Source organism: Bacillus sp. AFS029533 (assembly GCF_002585125.1).
GTDB lineage: Bacteria > Bacillota > Bacilli > Bacillales > Bacillaceae_G > Gottfriedia > Gottfriedia luciferensis_B.
Genome location: NZ_NUQC01000021.1, coordinates 258720 through 274665, shown reverse-complemented (window position 1 = coordinate 274665; position 15946 = coordinate 258720). Strand labels below are relative to the sequence as shown.

At 31.4% G+C, this 15946-nt stretch carries 17 protein-coding genes; 9 read left to right on the top strand and 8 right to left on the bottom strand.

All coding sequences use genetic code 11. The features are described 5' to 3' along the window. Nucleotides 1-58: 58 nt before the first annotated feature. Both COE53_RS12450 and COE53_RS12445 read right to left on the bottom strand, forming a co-directional pair. On the bottom strand, nt 59-832 hold the full coding sequence (locus COE53_RS12450) for a hypothetical protein (protein ID WP_098948133.1): 774 nt from the start codon (nt 830-832) through the stop codon (nt 59-61). Nucleotides 833-862: 30 nt separating this feature from the next. Continuing rightward, on the bottom strand, nt 863-1681 hold the full coding sequence (locus tag COE53_RS12445; protein WP_098948132.1) for a hypothetical protein: 819 nt from the start codon (nt 1679-1681) through the stop codon (nt 863-865). Nucleotides 1682-2098: 417 nt separating this feature from the next. On the opposite strand from COE53_RS12445, the gene COE53_RS12440 reads away from it, so the two are divergent. From COE53_RS12440 to COE53_RS12430, 3 genes are all read left to right on the top strand, one after another. Continuing rightward, the gene (locus COE53_RS12440; protein WP_098948131.1) at nt 2099-2362 is read left to right on the top strand and encodes an excalibur calcium-binding domain-containing protein; all 264 of its coding nucleotides are present in this window, start codon (nt 2099-2101) and stop codon (nt 2360-2362) included. Between the two features lie 271 nt (nt 2363-2633). Beyond that, nucleotides 2634-3113 (top strand): hypothetical protein, encoded by a 480-nt coding sequence (locus tag COE53_RS12435; protein ID WP_098948130.1) that lies wholly within the window; start codon nt 2634-2636, stop codon nt 3111-3113. A 171-nt stretch (nt 3114-3284) separates the two neighbouring features. Next, entirely contained in the window at nt 3285-3869 is a 585-nt protein-coding gene (locus COE53_RS12430; RefSeq protein ID WP_098948129.1) for a hypothetical protein, read from the top strand. Nucleotides 3870-4120: 251 nt separating this feature from the next. Here COE53_RS12430 and COE53_RS12425 read toward each other — a convergent pair whose 3' ends face one another. From COE53_RS12425 to COE53_RS12410, 4 genes are all read right to left on the bottom strand, one after another. Further along, nucleotides 4121-4783, bottom strand: coding sequence for an amino acid ABC transporter permease (locus COE53_RS12425; protein ID WP_098948128.1), 663 nt, complete (start codon nt 4781-4783; stop codon nt 4121-4123). Between the two features lie 12 nt (nt 4784-4795). Further along, nucleotides 4796-5434, bottom strand: a complete 639-nt coding sequence (locus COE53_RS12420) for an amino acid ABC transporter permease (protein WP_098948127.1) — start codon at nt 5432-5434, stop codon at nt 4796-4798. A gap of 72 nt (nt 5435-5506) precedes the next feature. After that, the gene (locus COE53_RS12415) at nt 5507-6304 is read right to left on the bottom strand and encodes a transporter substrate-binding domain-containing protein (protein ID WP_098948126.1); all 798 of its coding nucleotides are present in this window, start codon (nt 6302-6304) and stop codon (nt 5507-5509) included. Nucleotides 6305-6318: 14 nt separating this feature from the next. Further along, nucleotides 6319-7047 (bottom strand): amino acid ABC transporter ATP-binding protein, encoded by a 729-nt coding sequence (locus COE53_RS12410; RefSeq protein WP_098948125.1) that lies wholly within the window; start codon nt 7045-7047, stop codon nt 6319-6321. Nucleotides 7048-7664: 617 nt separating this feature from the next. Here COE53_RS12410 and COE53_RS12405 point away from each other — a divergent pair. From COE53_RS12405 to COE53_RS12390, 4 genes are all read left to right on the top strand, one after another. Then, nucleotides 7665-8597, top strand: a complete 933-nt coding sequence (locus tag COE53_RS12405) for a S8 family serine peptidase (RefSeq protein ID WP_180242418.1) — start codon at nt 7665-7667, stop codon at nt 8595-8597. Between the two features lie 20 nt (nt 8598-8617). Further along, nucleotides 8618-9469 (top strand): SAR2788 family putative toxin, encoded by an 852-nt coding sequence (locus tag COE53_RS12400; protein ID WP_098948123.1) that lies wholly within the window; start codon nt 8618-8620, stop codon nt 9467-9469. Nucleotides 9470-9485: 16 nt separating this feature from the next. Next, nucleotides 9486-9935: a hypothetical protein gene (locus COE53_RS12395; protein ID WP_069034254.1), complete on the top strand. Its 450-nt coding sequence runs from the start codon at nt 9486-9488 to the stop codon at nt 9933-9935. Between the two features lie 218 nt (nt 9936-10153). After that, nucleotides 10154-11143: a helix-turn-helix transcriptional regulator gene (locus COE53_RS12390; RefSeq protein WP_098948122.1), complete on the top strand. Its 990-nt coding sequence runs from the start codon at nt 10154-10156 to the stop codon at nt 11141-11143. Nucleotides 11144-11295: 152 nt separating this feature from the next. On the opposite strand, the gene COE53_RS12385 is transcribed toward COE53_RS12390, so the two are convergent. After that, complete coding sequence (locus tag COE53_RS12385) at nt 11296-11817, bottom strand: YcxB family protein (protein ID WP_069034252.1); 522 nt, start codon at nt 11815-11817, stop codon at nt 11296-11298. Nucleotides 11818-12147: 330 nt separating this feature from the next. Between COE53_RS12385 and COE53_RS12380 the strand changes: the two genes are divergently transcribed. Further along, nucleotides 12148-12657, top strand: coding sequence for a hypothetical protein (locus tag COE53_RS12380; RefSeq protein ID WP_098948121.1), 510 nt, complete (start codon nt 12148-12150; stop codon nt 12655-12657). Here the strand turns inward: COE53_RS12380 and COE53_RS12375 are convergent. Further along, nucleotides 12654-14069: an Ig-like domain-containing protein gene (locus COE53_RS12375; protein ID WP_180242417.1), complete on the bottom strand. Its 1416-nt coding sequence runs from the start codon at nt 14067-14069 to the stop codon at nt 12654-12656. The two genes, COE53_RS12380 and COE53_RS12375, sit on opposite strands and share 4 nt — an antisense overlap. A 431-nt stretch (nt 14070-14500) precedes the next feature. Here COE53_RS12375 and COE53_RS12370 point away from each other — a divergent pair, with 431 nt between their 5' ends. Continuing rightward, nucleotides 14501-15919, top strand: a complete 1419-nt coding sequence (locus COE53_RS12370; RefSeq protein ID WP_180242416.1) for a fibronectin type III domain-containing protein — start codon at nt 14501-14503, stop codon at nt 15917-15919. The last annotated feature ends 27 nt before the right edge of the window (nt 15920-15946 follow it).

The following is a 15946-nucleotide window of genomic DNA, read 5'->3' as shown; positions in this document are numbered from 1 at the left end:
CACATGAGGTATATCTATCTATTGTTAATCACTGTGAGATTACTTATGAATGATTCTTTTATTGGATTATTATTTCATGTTTAGAACTTAGTTTATTAATCAAATTAGATTTAATAGTTTGGTAGTTATTAGCAAAATACATGTCTCTAAATAATTTTGGATTTTGTGCGTAATTCACAATTTTAGAAACATATATAATTGTCATTCCATCATCATTCATAAGATGAACCACCTTGCCAATATTAGAATCATCAATTTCTAAAGTATGTGAATTATCGTTTGAGGTACTTGATGGAAGAAAATCTAAATGAACAGTATTAGTTTTTTCAAAATTAATTTTGAGATCTTTTTCAACAATTTTTGCGTTTTTTCCAGATTCTAATTCTTTTTGTAATTTTGTGGCCAAATTATGATTACTTGTTTGATAAACTAGTACTTGATACATTTTTGGATCTTCTAATTGGTATTTATCTTTAAAATATTTTTTTATTATAGAATCATTATTTTGTAGATTAAATAAATGATACACATAATATGGTTGTTTATTCGATTTTTTTATGTTCATTTCGGGGAATTTTTTATTTATCTTTTTTAATTCAGTTTTATTTGGAGATGAAAAGTTATTTATATGTGCTTCTTTTTCTATGATATAAGAATTTGCTTGATAATTTAATTCGTGAAATTTATATTTTTTTTCTAACGATTTTAATAATTCCTGTTCATTAATGATTCCCTTATTGTCTATAGATAAGACTGTTTTTGGAGTTATTGTATTTATTAACCAAATATTAAATACTAAACTTATCAAAAGTAAAACAGTAAGCAGTAGCATTAAGTACTTTTTAATAATAATTTCTCCTTTTTAATGTTTATGGAATTTATTATAATGCCCAATATAAGTCGAACATTTTCCCTGTTTTGTACTTGGGCTGGCAGCACAATATTTATTAGATGTATAATCAGCTAAACATCTTTTACTTCGTCCTAGTGAGTAATCACAGTCACTCATAATAAAATTTATAGCTGCTACTGGATAGTGATTTGGATAGTATTTTCCATTTCCTAAAGGCCCATTAAAACGATTGCAATGTAAACGATCACCGTAGTGTCCTGTTTCTCCTATTTCCCAATAAGGATTGGTAGAAGAAGCTCTTGCTTTTAAATTTGAACTAGGCTCTTCTGTATATAAGTCTTTTTCTGAATCTTTTAGCATTTGAGAGATATCCATTTCTTTAATAATGCTTACTTCATTTTGAGAAAAATCAACAATTTGGCTCAAATCATCATCTATTCCATCTACTGAAATGTTTACTAATTTTTTACCATCACCATTTAAGACTACTTCTCCTTTGTTATTTGCAGTTTTCGATTCTTCACTATTTTCTATTGAAACTTCAACATTTTCCGGTGAAACAAAACGCTCAAAAATATCTTCATCTGGATTGTAACTCCAACCAGTATCTCCATTAGAAATTAGGTTAATTGTATTATTTTTTTCAATTTCAGAAACCTCGTTCCAATCAACCTTATAAGTTTGTCTAAAAAATACTTTAATTAAAGTATTTGTCGAATCTATATTTTCAGCATTAGATTTAATGGGAATTGATGTTATCGCCAATGCCAATAATATGATTACAAAAAGATACAATTCTTTCTTTACGGAAATAAATTTTTTCTTCATACAGAATCCACCTTAACCTTTCCACTGAGATTTTAAATAGAGAAAATGACCACTTGAGAAACCTTTAATAAATCTATAAAAAAATTTCTCAATAAGTATCTCTATAAAATAATATTAGCAGAGAGTAATCTGTATTTTTTTACTAAAATATTACAAAAATATGAAAGTTTTACCATTTTAATTAATTGCTAGTAACCTAAAGACCTACTCGGTTATTGATTAGAGTTATTAAATTCAGTAAATACTCCCTGAGTAAATCTGGTTCATTTTTACTAAAATTACAAGATTTTCTATGTTAAACTTATAAATAGATTAAGTTATAGATTTGAAAACTATTAATTGATTGTATTTATTTACTAAAAAATGCTTTAAATTAGGTAGCATTTATTACAAAAAAATAGATTGGAGTTAATACAAATGAAAAAACTTGTTATTGGTATTCTTACAATTGGACTTATTCAAAGTTATTCAATGATTTCCACTGATGATGCTAGTGCAGCTGTGAAAACATTTAAAAACTGTACCGAATTAAACAAAGTGTATAAAGGTGGAGTTGCTAAAAGTTCGTCCGTAAAAAATAAAGGCGGTAAAACTAAATATAAACCTTATGCATCAAAAGCTCTATATGAGGCTAATAAAAAAATGGATCGAGATAAAGATTTAATAGCGTGTGAAAGATAAGTTTCAGAAGTAAAAAATGTTGGTTCTCAAGGAACTAACTATCTCAGAATGTTGGCAAACCTTATTTTATCGAGTTTGTCTACAGTGATCAATACAATGTTAAAGTATCTATGCAGTCTTCAAATTTTTGAAGACTGCATTTTTTATTTCTTAATTCTTCAATTTATGATCACATTTGTAGTGAGTTTAATAGAATTTAATATGTTAACATTTTCACAAGTTAGTAAATTTTACTTATTATTTAATTAATTACTAAAAAGGAGTGAGACTTTTGGAGAAAAGCTGTTATTTACTTAAACTAGAATTAAATTGTAAAAATCATATGATTTTTGCGATAAGAGAAGAAATAAAATTAGTTACTAGTTTAATTGGCTATATGGTGTTAGAAGATGTTAATCGTCCAGGTACACCTAATGATTTTAAAGATTTACATCCAGTATTTTTAAAAGATTGGGATGATGATCGAAATCTTATTTTTGCGAGAATTTATACTTTTGAAAGTATAAGTGAGGAAAAAATAGATGCATTAATAGAACTTGCAGAAACGTTTATTGAGTTTAAACCAAGTGTAAATCTTAAAGTAGATTTTTTTGTTGCAAATGAAGTTTTAAAACTTTATGAGCAGAGTTGGGAAAATGATATGAATAGGATTCCGGTTTATCAATGGTTGATAGATGCTAATAGTGAAAATCCAATTAGTTTAGCAAACTTAAAAATGGATTCATTAAATCATCTATCACAAGATGAATAAATAAGAACTGAAAGATGTGGGAGAGAGAGCTTAAAAAGGACACTAAAAAGTTCGTGAAAAAAATATGCGAAGCCTTCTCTATAATATCTAGGAAGCCTTCGCTATTTTCTTGTAGTTAAGTTAAGGCTCATGGAATACCTACATTTCGTAAAAGTTTGGGAGAATAAAAAAATGATAATAAAAGTCTTAGTTTTAATTTTATTACTAATTCTAGGGAATCTATTATTTAAACTGATCCCCTGGAAGTATATTACTGTACTATTTGGAATTATTGTATTGCTATTAGTGGGTTTTTTCATTGTTGAGCGTACTTCTATTTTAGTAAAAAATAGACTACTAGAAAGTACTTCACTAAAAAATGAAGGAATGAATGAAATTATGATTGATAAACAAGTTACACCTGAACTATTGGAAGATCTAAAAAGTAAATATGGTAAAACAGTTAAACACACAGATATTGTAGTAATACTTCCTGTAGAAAATGATATAAACTATCAATTTAAGAAACTATATATAGGAACTAAAAACAATAAAATTAATAGTATTGTTACAGAAGATCCTAAACTAAAAACTAATAAAGGGATTGGAGTAGGAACCGATGTATCTACTATTAAAAGTAAATACGGTAATAACTACATTCACTCGATTGAAGAAATAGGTGAAACGATATCGTATCTTGATAAAGAGAGAAATGTAAAATTGACTTTCATAATATATGAAGAGAAAGTATTTCAAATTATTCTAACTAAGTATTAAATCAAGGAGAAAAATTATGAGCATTTCGATTTATATTATTCATTCGTTTCTTTTTTCATTATTTACTTTAGTTATTGGTTTAGTTAAAAAACAAATAAACATGATAAATTTTCTAGTGTAATGTTACTTGTATCTGTAGGCTTAGGAGCATTTTTAATCGTATTAATTGGAAAAATGTAATTTTGATTAAATAACTAAATGATATTCATTTTAAAATAAATAAATCCGGCCCAATTTAAGAACCGGATTTCCTAAGATTGCTTGATCTCCAACCTACGCGCAACCAACGATAAAACATAATTAACAACAAAATACATCAACGAAACCATCACCATAACAGGGATCACATAAGATTCCTTCTGCGCATAAATAATCTGTCCATTATGCAATAAATCCGGCAACGCAATAACAACAGCTAAACATGTATCTTTAAGTAAAGAAATAAACTGACTAACAAGCGGCGGAACCATTCGTCTCAATGCTTGAGGCAAGACAATGTAGCGTAATGTCTGGGTGTAATTCAAACCAGACGCACGTGCTGCTTCGATCTGTCCTTTTTCAATCGAGTTTAAGCCACTTCGAATAATCTCCGAAATCATAGCTGATTCAAAAACCGTCAATGCTGCAATGGCTGCTGTTGTTATTTTCATTTCAATCCCGATTTCCGGTAAGGCAAAATACGTAAAGAATATAATCAGTAGCAAAGGCAGGTTCCGAATTATTTCAACAATCGCGGTTAGAAATTGAGTAACAACAGGAATCTTCGTATATCTAAGCGTACCTATAAGTCCACCAATAATGAAACTTAGTACAATTGAAATAGCAGCGACCTTAAGAGTGACCCAAAATCCTTCTAGTAAAAATTTTATATGATCAAGTGTGTATACATCAGCGAACGGCTGCAGAAAATCCATTCATCCACCTCCTTAATTACTTCTAGCCAAGCGTCTTTCTAAATAGCCTACACCAATACTTAAAGGAATCGTTAAGACTAAGTAAAATAAAGCTACAAAAATATAAGTATCAAAAGTTACATATGTCATTGCAGATATTAGATCGCCTTGATACATTAAATCTCCACCAGCTACGACTGCTAATAATGATGAATTTTTTACTAAATTTAGAAATTGGTTGCCAAGAGGAGGGATGACGATTTTTATCGCTTGGGGGAGAATAATCAATCTCATTGCCTGTCCGTAAGTCAATCCAGTTGAGCGAGCAGCTTCCATTTGTCCTTTTGGAACAGAGAGGATACCGGCACGGATTGCTTCGGAAATGAAGGCTGCTGTATAGATGGTCAATCCAATTGTTCCTGCAACCATTCCACTAAAACTTCCAGCTAAGTAAGTAAAAAATACGACCACTAGTACTGGGATATTACGGATAAATTCCACATAAATCGAACCTAACCAGTTAAGGGGTTTAATTGGAGCAATGCGCATAACTGCAATGATTGTTCCTAAAATAAAGCTACATAATAATGCAATTAAACTAGTTAAAATGGTGACTCTTAATCCTTCTAAAAAATACTCCATATGATCTGTTAGTATCGAGAAATCAATCAAAGGATTTCCTCCTAATTATTAGGAAAAGCAGGCCCGTAGAATTACGGACCCTGCAGCTCCCAACATCAATAATTATTTTTTAATCCATTTATTTTTAATTTCATCGTATTTACCTGAATCTTTTAGGCTTTTTAATGCTTTATTTAACGCATCGACAAGATCTTTATTGCCTTTTTTAACAGCAATTCCATAAGGCTCTTGCGTAAAAGTTCCACCTACTAATTCAAATGAAGGATCTTCTTCTTTCATCCCGTAAAGGATTGAATCATCAGTAGTTAGGGCATCACCTTTACCAGCTTTTAAGGCTGTAAATGCTTCAGCATAGTTTTCGAATTCAAGTACAGTCGTGTCAGGAGCTTTCTGACGAATATTTACTGCAGAAGTAGACCCTTTAACAGCAAGTACTTTTGTCCCTTTTTTCAAGTCAGCAAGTCCATGAACTTTACTGCCTTTTTTAACAAGTAAAGATTGTCCGGCATTAAAGTAAACATCAGTAAAATCTACTTCTTTTTTACGTTCTTCATTAATGGTCATTGTAGCGACTACCGCATCAACTTTCCCATTATTTAAGAGACCAACCCTAGTTTTTGACGTAACCTCTATGTACTCAGGTTTAACATCATCGCCAAACATTTCTTTAGCAAGTGCTTTAGAAAGGTCAATATCAAATCCTTCTACTTTACCTGTTGATGGGTTTTTCAATCCAAATAAACGAGTGTCATATTTTACACCAAATACGATTTTCTTATCATCCTTAATACGTGCAAGAGCATCTTTGCTTTTCGAATCATCATTACCACCACAACCTGCAAGAACTAAGGCGGCCGTAGTTGAAACCAAAGCCATTTTCATGAATTTTTTTAAAAACATTCCATTACCTCCTATTAATGATTTAATATACGACTGAGAAATAAGCGAGCCCGTTCTTCACGCGGATTCTCATAAAACTCAGCCGGAGTTGCTTCTTCTAATATGCGACCCTCGTCCATAAAGACGATTCGGTCGGCAACTTCTCTGGCAAATCCCATTTCATGAGTCACAACAACCATCGTCATGCCTTCCTTAGCAAGAGTCTTCATAACATCGAGCACCTCACCAATCATTTCAGGATCAAGTGCAGAAGTAGGTTCATCAAAAAGCATAATATCCGGTTTCATCGCAAGCCCGCGAGCTATTGCCACACGTTGTTGCTGACCACCAGAAAGCTGAGAAGGGTAAGACTTGGCTTTCTCTAAAATTCCTACCTTTTCAAGAAAATGTTTGGCTGTTTCATCAGCCTCTTCTCTAGATTGGCCCAGTGCTTTCATAGGAGCGAGAGTGATATTTTCAAGCACAGTTTTGTGCGGATACAAATAAAAATGCTGAAAAACCATCCCAATATTGCGCCTTAACTTATTGAGGTCTGTTTTTTTATCCCCAACAGAAATCCCACTGACAGTAAGTGTCCCGTCATTAATAGTTTCCAGATGATTAATACATCGCAACAAAGTACTTTTACCAGAACCCGACGGCCCAATCACAACAACAACTTCACCCTTATTAATTGTGAGATTAATATCTTTCAAGACTTGGAAATCGCCATAAAACTTATTTACATGTTTAAATTCAATCATTCTTGACCTCCTGTACAATTTTATTGACTATGTAAAATGGAGAATTTTGGGAATCAATATTTTATGTGTATGCTTGTTCACATTTACATATCACGTTTATTTCGTTTTTAGTCTTTTTGGACGAGGACTTTTGTACTAGACACATGAAAGAAACAAACAGTATTGTTCGATGTAGATAAACGGGATTACCTAGCAATATAAAGGGAAGAAATTCGTCAAAGTAGTGAGACAATAAGATTTTAAAGATTAATTATAATAGTAAAAATTCACTAAAAAAATTCATTATTTTATCATAAATTCCATAATTTTCTACAAATTAGTATGTTAAGATTTTCACATATTAGTAAATTTTTACTCATTAAAGGAAGGAGAATGCACAATGAAAGATATTTGATATTTGTTTATGAAGTTATAAAAGTAACTAGAAGCTGTTTAATACTAGAGAATGAACAGATTCTATCAACTCAAATTTTTACTAAAAAGTTTGAGGAAAGCTAAAAAAATAGCAAAAGCTAAGTCTATTTGTAATTGCTAGTTTTAGGAGACGCATTGATAGTTGTAAAGAAAAACAAAAAAATAATCTAGTAAAAATTAAAGTGAATTCTGGTGATTTAAAATTGTTTAAGAAAAAGGTATTAGTGATATTGGGGAGTATTGTTTTTATAGGTATCATCCTGTACATATCAAAAAATATAGTATTTTACAGACAATATCAGGATGATCTATCTATTACTAATGAAGAGTTAAAGAATAAACAAGTCACTCCTTGGGGAGTCAGATTAATTGGTCAAACTAGTAAAAATGAAAAAGTTATTAAAGTTGCAATTTTAGATAGTGGAGTTGATAAAGAACATCCAGATCTTAAGGGAAAAATTATTAAAGAATTTAATGCTACTAATCTACCTAATACAGATAAACTAGGTCACGGAACAGCTATAGCTGGGATATTAACAGCAAATGATAATGATATAGGTATTGTTGGGGTGAGAAAAAATATTGAGATTTATTCAGCTAAAGTTATGAGAGATAACGGAAAGATTTATAAACAAGACTTTATAAAAGGATTTGAATGGGCGATTTTAAATGATGTTGACATTATTAATATAAGTTTAGGTTTTAGTAAAGAGTTTCCAGAATTAAAAGAATTAGTAAAAAGGTCTATAGAACGAGGGATTATTCTTGTTGCTGCCAGTGGTAATAATTACGGTGAAAATGCATCATATCCAGCTAAATATAAAGAAGTTATTTCAGTAGGGATGATTAATCAGAGATTAAAACCATTAAAGCAGTCAGTTATAGGTAAAATTGATTTTGTTGCCCCAGGAGAAAATATACTTTCTACTAATAACCAAAAATTATATTCATATTATACTGGTGCATCGTTTTCTACAGCATTTATTACTGGAGTAGTTGCTGAATATTTATCTTATGAAAATTTCACTAAAAATAATGTAAGACAAATGAAAATTTATAATTGTTTAAAAATAAATTCTAAGGTAATTAGTGGTTCTAAAAAAATAGTAGGCAATGGAATACCCATAATAAATTAATTTATTAAAGGAGAAATATAATGATAAGAAAAATGATAAATCTATTTATTGTTTCGCTAGTATTTACAGTAATTATAGGAATATTTCCGAATTTGTCTGTAAAGGCAGCTGAAGTTGAAGAAGCAACTATAAATACTATTCAAGAAAATTTACAACAAACATTAAAAGATGAAAATATAATTGTAGAAGATTTAGATATTACCTCTTCAAACCTTTCTCTAAGCACATCTTTGAAAGATGCTACAGGGGATGTAAACAAAGTTGAGGTTGAAATTGTACCTGGGAAAAGTTATATTACTGTTAACTCTGAAGAAGTTACTGAATTAGGAAAAAAAGAATCTAAAAAATATAAAATTGATCTTGCGCATATGCAATTAAATGAAAATTCTTTTAAAGGGATATTTACAGATGTAGATACCAAACAAAAGTTTTCATATGATACAGAATTAGGTACGGCATCGTTAATATTCTTAATACCTATAGGGATTGTTATGACACCAGCTATACTAACTGCATTATTCCATACTGGAGCCATGATTATTGTCGGTGGGGCAGCTTATGTAATAGCAACTCAAGCTAAAAAAGATAAAAAATACAGTCACTTTTCAGCTACCGTGAAATCGGGAGGCGTATATATTGGTAAGGGGTTATCAAAATCAGAGGCTGTATCGAGGTTAAAGTCTAATAAAGATACGTGGTCTATATCTAAAAACCAGGCTAAGGGTGTTGCTGCTTCAGCTAATCCAACAGGGCAGCCATTACATGAGGTTGATAAATTAAACGGGAAACCTAAAAAAGGTTATTATTATCACTATCATCCGGCAATGCGTACTCCAAAATCGCACGCTTTCTATGGCGGGCCGGTTAATTAGAAAAGAGGGGATATTTATGACACAGTATCATTTCATTTCTTCACCAATAATATTGAAAGAGGGTTCCTTTGGTGAAAATGCCATTTCTCCTAATGTTTATGAAAATGAACTAGATTTTACACATGTCTATATGGAGAGAAATTATGACCCAGAAGAAAAGAAATTTTTTAGTTTCTCTAAACATTTTAAATACAAGTATCAAGTAAGTATGGTCTCTACACAAGTACCACTTAAAGGAGAGAAACGAATCACTCCAGAAGGTGAAAAATGTTTAAAAATTTTATACGAATACATTAGAGAAGCTGTAAATGAGAGTGGTGTAATCGAGTTTTTCGCTTCTTGGAATTCTGAAGAAGACTACCCAATTAGAGAAAAACGCCAAATTACACTAACTGATTTAAAAACTCCGAGAGACTTAATAATAGCCGATAGGGAATTTGTTACAATATATAAGGACGTACGTTGATTGAATAATTTTAAAATAATAAAAAAGGCATTTCCAACCTAAAAAGTACCCTATTGAGTATGCAACTAAAAAGTAACTCAATAGGGTACTTTTCTAGTAAAAATAGACTAGTATTTTTTAACTATCATTTTTACCAATTAAATATGTTAAAATTAAAATCAGATTAAGTTACATATAAAATACATCTTATGAATTTTACTAAATAAACGGAGGAATCCATGGAAAACCGTGAACGTTTCTATAAACTAATGAAACTACTAGAAAGTAAAACAGATATTGATCGTGAGTTTACCTTTGATGAAATCAAAAAGAGATTAGCAGCAGGAGAAGAGGACTTTTCGTATAGTAAAAATACATTTTTAAAAGATATATCGGTATTAGAACATGTAGGTTTTGATGTAATTGAAAACGCTTCAGATGGTAAGGCAACTACATATAGTCACCAAGAAAGACTATTTGAATTACATGAACTCCGTTTATTAGTAGATGCTGTTACAGCTTCAAGATTTTTAAACAAACAAGAAACCAAAAAGATCATCGATAAATTAAAAAACCTTACAAGTGAAAACGAAGCCAAAAAGCTTCACAATGGTATTATCCCAGACACAGCCATTAAGAGTGAAAGCAATCGAATACACTTCTCAATTGATCAAATTCACCAAGCAATCGCTGAGAAAAAATTACTTACATTTCAATATGGCCGGTACAATTTTAAGAAAAAATTTGAATTAAGCCATGATGGAAAAGAGTACTCAGTAAAGCCCCTCGCAGTAATTTGGTCAAACGACTACTATTACTTAATTACAAGAAGTTTACCTGATGATCAACTTAGACATTTCCGCGTAGACCGAATGAGAAAAGTTAAGAGAACAGAAGAGAAATTCCAAGACGAACGCTTTAACGTTGATGAATATTTAAGTACAGTATTTAATATGTTTGCTGGAGAACCTGACTATGTAAAAATCAAGTTTAAAAAAGGCTTATTGAATGTAGTACTAGATCGATTTGGTTTAAAGGCTGATATTCAACAAGTGGATGAGGAGCATTTCTTATTAACTACAAAAGCTGCGATTAGTGATGGATTGATTACTTGGATTTTAACATGGGGTAAAGATGCTCAGGTTATAAGTCCACCATCGGTGATTGATAAAGTTCAGGAACAAATTATTGAGATGAGTAAGTTGTATAGTATGAATTTGCAACAATAAGTTTTTACTAAAAAGAGTATCTTTCGGGGATGCTCTTTTTTCATAACGTAAAAAAACATACTGTCTATTTCGGCAGTATGTTTTCTAATGGAATAAACAAAATTTTAAATAGGCTTAGGAAAGATAAATTTCCAATCGTTTATGGATTAGGTTCAAAGTTTGCGATGCGGCACGCTTTTTTCCGTGATCAAAGCGAAAATCTCGTTTTGGTCGTTTACTGCTCGTTTCGGCAAGCTGATGCAACGGTTACTTAAATAATAGAAATAGAAATGTTCGGCTCCTTCACGTACTTCATTGACGTTCTCCCATTTGATCTTGGTTTCTTCCACAGGTGTGATCTCATGGATCCCGTTTTCATCGAGCGTAACGGTAGTTTCCCCGAACGATTGCTTATTAAGTGGGTTATTAACGAAGCTTTTTACACTTTGTTTTAGTACATACTTATGATGGAAGGGTAGGTAACCAAAATATACCAAAGTGAAAAGGCCAATCCAAATAAGGTTTTCTTTGATATTTGCATCGAATACATACGCATACACAAATAGCAAAGCAACATAATTTATAGCTGAAGCGATCTGATTCTCCCAGAACTGGCTTGTTTTTCGATTGGTCGCGTACAAATCGAGGTTAAATCTCATCACGTCTTGTTGGTCATAGGTGTAGGTGTAGTTCATGCTGTCTCTCCTTGTTTTCAGAAAATTCTATCTGTCTTATTTCAGTTTACTCGAGTTATATCTTGGATACAATACATCTTTCAAAAGATTAGGGGATTATCATTCTTGTGACGTTGTAACTGTTGGAACAATACTGTTTCAAAATCGCGAATCCGTAAAAACCAGCGATCATCTTCTGTTCGTTTGATGCGTTTTACGTGGAAAAGGGAGTGCTTCCTAATAAAACATTCATATTAACTTCAAAATTACTTTAATTAATATACATTCAAATATGTTACTATTTTCACAAAGTGAAACTATTTTTTACTAAAAATGATGTGAGGTTTGTGAATGATGCTAAGGGTAATTTTCTTTTATTTTATTTCAATTGTAGGGATGGGTTTAATAATATTTTTATATATACTATTTTTCCTACCAACCCTAGATACAAAGATTAAAATAGATAAAAATGAAATAAGTAAAAAATTAAATAGTAACCAAACAATTCTTATTCCTACTGAATTTGAAGTGAAAAATGTATATCTAATAGATGATGGTTTACTTTCACCACATATTGAAGTGCATCTTTCAAATGAAATTAATATAAGTATTCATTCATCAAATTACTTAGATTACGAAGGTGAGAAAAATGTTAGAACTAAAATTTTAAATAGTCTTAAAGTTAGAGAATATCAAACGAAAGATAGAAGAGTAATCTATATTTTTAAAGATGGACAACTTAATTATTTTTATGAATTCTATGAAACTTTTAGGAGAAGTATTGATGAGTATTTATTAAAAAAAGTAGGACTAAATAACAAGAACCAAGGATTTAATCCTTGGCTCAAACTCCTATCTTAATGTCTTACAACTTTTAAAGTTGTTGCTTGACTAGTATTTCCAGCAGCATCCCTTGAAGTTACAGCAATAGTGGTACCTTTTTTCTGGGCTTTAATCTTAACTGAAAAGTTTCCTTTTGAATCAGCTTTAGCAGTACCTAAAACCTTACTTCCAACTTTCACGGTTACAGTTGAGTTGGCTTCAGCTTTTCCAGTTACTTTCAAGTCGTTGTCATCTACTTTATTAACCTTTGGCTTTCCTGGTGCAATAACATCTACAACGGTTACAGTTGTTGCTACACTTACATTTCCTGCAGCATCTTTAGCGGTTACAGTCAGTTTTGTTCCTGCACTTTGAACGGCTGATAATGGAACCGAATAGATTCCAGACGAATTAGTTTTTGCAGTTCCTAACACCTTAGTCCCTTTTTTAACAGTAACAGTAGAATTAGCCTCTGCTTTTCCTGTTACAACTTTGTCATTATTATCAACCCTATTTACAACAGGCTTAGCTGGGGCTATAACATCAATAACTGTTGTAGTTGCTGCTGCACTAGTATTACCAGCAGCATCTTTAGCGGTTACAGTCAGCTTTGTTCCTGCACTTTGAACGACTTTTAAACTAACCGAATAGTTTCCAGACGAGTTAGCTTTAGCAGATCCTAATACAGTAGTCCCTTTTTTTACAGAAACAGTAGAACCAGCCTCTGCTTTTCCAGTCACAACTTTGTCATTATTATCAACTTTATTTACAATCGGTTTATTTGGCGCTACATTGTCCTCAAAACCAGTTGCGATAGCATATAAGTCATCTTCAGTATTATTGTCGATATCGTCTGCATTATCATAATCCATAACTCCTATATAATAAGTACCAGCTTTAGCTTGATACGCTTGGTACTCAGTCCCGTCATCGTCATATTCCGAACCTAAGTATACTAACTTATTACTCTCAACAAAATCCTTTTCTACAGCTGCAAATAAAAGATCAATATTAATAGAGTTAGTTGCCCCAGCTATATATAAAACTCCATCAGTCGGTATGACTACTTTATGTAAATCTAAATCATACAAAGGAAGTAACTGCCCAATCAAGATTTTCTCATATGATGAATTATCTGCATAAGCAAACTCATCATTATATTCCGTCTCATAAATAAAATCATCATCTGCACTAGTGACATTATCTTTATTCATAGTACCCGTTTTATTAAAGCTTTTTACTGAAAAGGATCGAGCATATTTTACTTCTTTTCCAAGCTGATTAAACGTATGAAAATCTAGGATTCCTTTTTGAAGAGGTTTTTTAACCTGATGTTCAATCATCTTCTTTGATAAATCGTATCCCTTTCCTTCTGCCTTAACAGTTCCTAAAGACAATGGTGAAACTAATAATCCTAAAGTAACCAATGATAAGATTTTTTTATTAAGCACCAAACCACCCCTTGTTTATTATTAAGAACACTGAGGTCTCTAATGCTACTACAAATAATCAGGCACAACTATGGGCTTCAATACACATTTATTTTTCGACAATTAGAAAGACTATAGGCTTGTTTAATGAAATTTTAATAATAGAATTTGAAAGTAATTAAGTTAAATAAGACTATTTATGACGATTTTAATTGGAATTTAAATAATTGAATCAATTAAACTCCTTAAGTATTTGGGATTATTTTGGTAAAATATGAAACTATTATCATATGTGAATAATCTAAGAATCATCATTTGATTCTCTTTTTTGATGTTCAAATTTTTGAACACCTTGCTTTATATAATAAATTTATCAAGTTTAGGAGGTATAAATAGTAGAGCGTTTAGGTATGTAGTAGTGCAATAGAATGAAAGACAATAGGGGGAAAATCATGAATAAAAGAAGTTTTATGTACTTATTTTTAACATTTTTAATTATGTTTTCATTTAATTCAAAATCAGCTTTTGCTGAAATAGGAGACCGTAGCACGCCATATAGTGCATGGTTTAATTATAACTTTTCACTTCAAGAATATGAGTGGGATACACCTAAAGAAGTAGAATTGCAATTATTCGATATGTATACAGGTGAAGAAGCAAATGATATTGTGGCGAATGAAAATATGTATAATACGAAACCTGCAGATGATGAAGAATGGATTGTGATGGGTTTTAATTTAAAATATGTCTCAGGACCAGAAGAACCTTTATACGCTTATGATGTAATTTATAGTTACGATAGTTTTTATACGAAGTCTGGTCAAAAAGTTAACCCAATTGATACAGCAATATTTTCAGGCCAGTTTGAAGGTTTAGATGAATTCGATGTAGAGTTATATCCAGGTGCTGAATCTGAAGTTTATTACGGTATTTTAGTGAAAAAAACAGTTGGCTATCCTCTCATTCGAATCGGGATGGGTTATGACTCTCGTGCAGACCAAACGATATACGGATGGTTCTCAACAGATCCAAATTATGTGGAGCCTATTCTTTCACCTACTAACGTAAAGGCAGCAGCTAGTTCATATAATAGCGTTAAATTAAGCTGGACAAAAGCGGATGATGTGACAGGTTATGAAATTTATCGTTCTACTTCCAGTACAGGTACGTATACGAAAATAGCAACTACTTCAAGTACTTCGTATACTAATACATCTTTAAACACAGGTACAACTTATTATTATAAGATTAAGTCGTATAAAACAGGAACACCTACACAATACAGTGATTATAGTAAGACAGTATCTGCAAAACCGGTCCTGTCTACACCAACATCCGCAAAAGCAGCTTCTTCTTCATACAATAGTGTAAAAACGAGCTGGGCAGCTGTAAGTGGAGCAAGTGGATATGAAGTTTACCGTTCAACGACAAGCACGGGAACATATTCACTTGCTGGTACAACTACTTCAACAAGCTTTAATAATACAGGGCTTACAACAAATAAAACTTATTATTACAAAGTAAAATCATACAGAATAGTCGGAAGTAAGAAGGTCTATGGAAATTATTCATCAATAGTAAGCGCAAAACCAATTCCATCAGTTCCAACTAATTTCAATGTCGCTAAAGTAAATTCAACTAGTTCAAAAGTATCATGGAGTTCTGTGAGTGGAGCAAGCGGTTATGAAATTTACAGATCTACCTCAAGTGCTGGAACATATAGTTTAGTAAAAAGAACAACTTCAACTTCTTATACAAATAGCGGTTTAACAAAAGGAAAGACCTACTACTATAAAGTAAGAACGTATCGAACAGTTGGAACTACTAAAGTATATAGTGGTTGGACAACAATCAAGAGCGTTAAGCTTTAAGCGTTAACTTATTTATATTTTTTTGAG

Bases quoted from the DNA above. Each gene is read 5' to 3' on its own strand.
- COE53_RS12380 (WP_098948121.1), top strand. From the start codon at position 12,148: ATGATGCTAAGGGTAATTTTCTTTTATTTTATTTCAATTGTAGGGATG.
- COE53_RS12385 (WP_069034252.1), bottom strand. From the start codon at position 11,817: ATGAACTACACCTACACCTATGACCAACAAGACGTGATGAGATTTAAC.
- COE53_RS12440 (WP_098948131.1), top strand. From the start codon at position 2,099: ATGAAAAAACTTGTTATTGGTATTCTTACAATTGGACTTATTCAAAGT.
- COE53_RS12415 (WP_098948126.1), bottom strand. From the start codon at position 6,304: ATGTTTTTAAAAAAATTCATGAAAATGGCTTTGGTTTCAACTACGGCC.
- COE53_RS12395 (WP_069034254.1), top strand. From the start codon at position 9,486: ATGACACAGTATCATTTCATTTCTTCACCAATAATATTGAAAGAGGGT.
- COE53_RS12445 (WP_098948132.1), bottom strand. From the start codon at position 1,681: ATGAAGAAAAAATTTATTTCCGTAAAGAAAGAATTGTATCTTTTTGTA.
- COE53_RS12450 (WP_098948133.1), bottom strand. From the start codon at position 832: ATGCTACTGCTTACTGTTTTACTTTTGATAAGTTTAGTATTTAATATT.
- COE53_RS12400 (WP_098948123.1), top strand. From the start codon at position 8,618: ATGATAAGAAAAATGATAAATCTATTTATTGTTTCGCTAGTATTTACA.
- COE53_RS12390 (WP_098948122.1), top strand. From the start codon at position 10,154: ATGGAAAACCGTGAACGTTTCTATAAACTAATGAAACTACTAGAAAGT.
- COE53_RS12430 (WP_098948129.1), top strand. From the start codon at position 3,285: ATGATAATAAAAGTCTTAGTTTTAATTTTATTACTAATTCTAGGGAAT.
- COE53_RS12425 (WP_098948128.1), bottom strand. From the start codon at position 4,783: ATGGATTTTCTGCAGCCGTTCGCTGATGTATACACACTTGATCATATA.
- COE53_RS12410 (WP_098948125.1), bottom strand. From the start codon at position 7,047: ATGATTGAATTTAAACATGTAAATAAGTTTTATGGCGATTTCCAAGTC.
- COE53_RS12370 (WP_180242416.1), top strand. From the start codon at position 14,501: ATGAATAAAAGAAGTTTTATGTACTTATTTTTAACATTTTTAATTATG.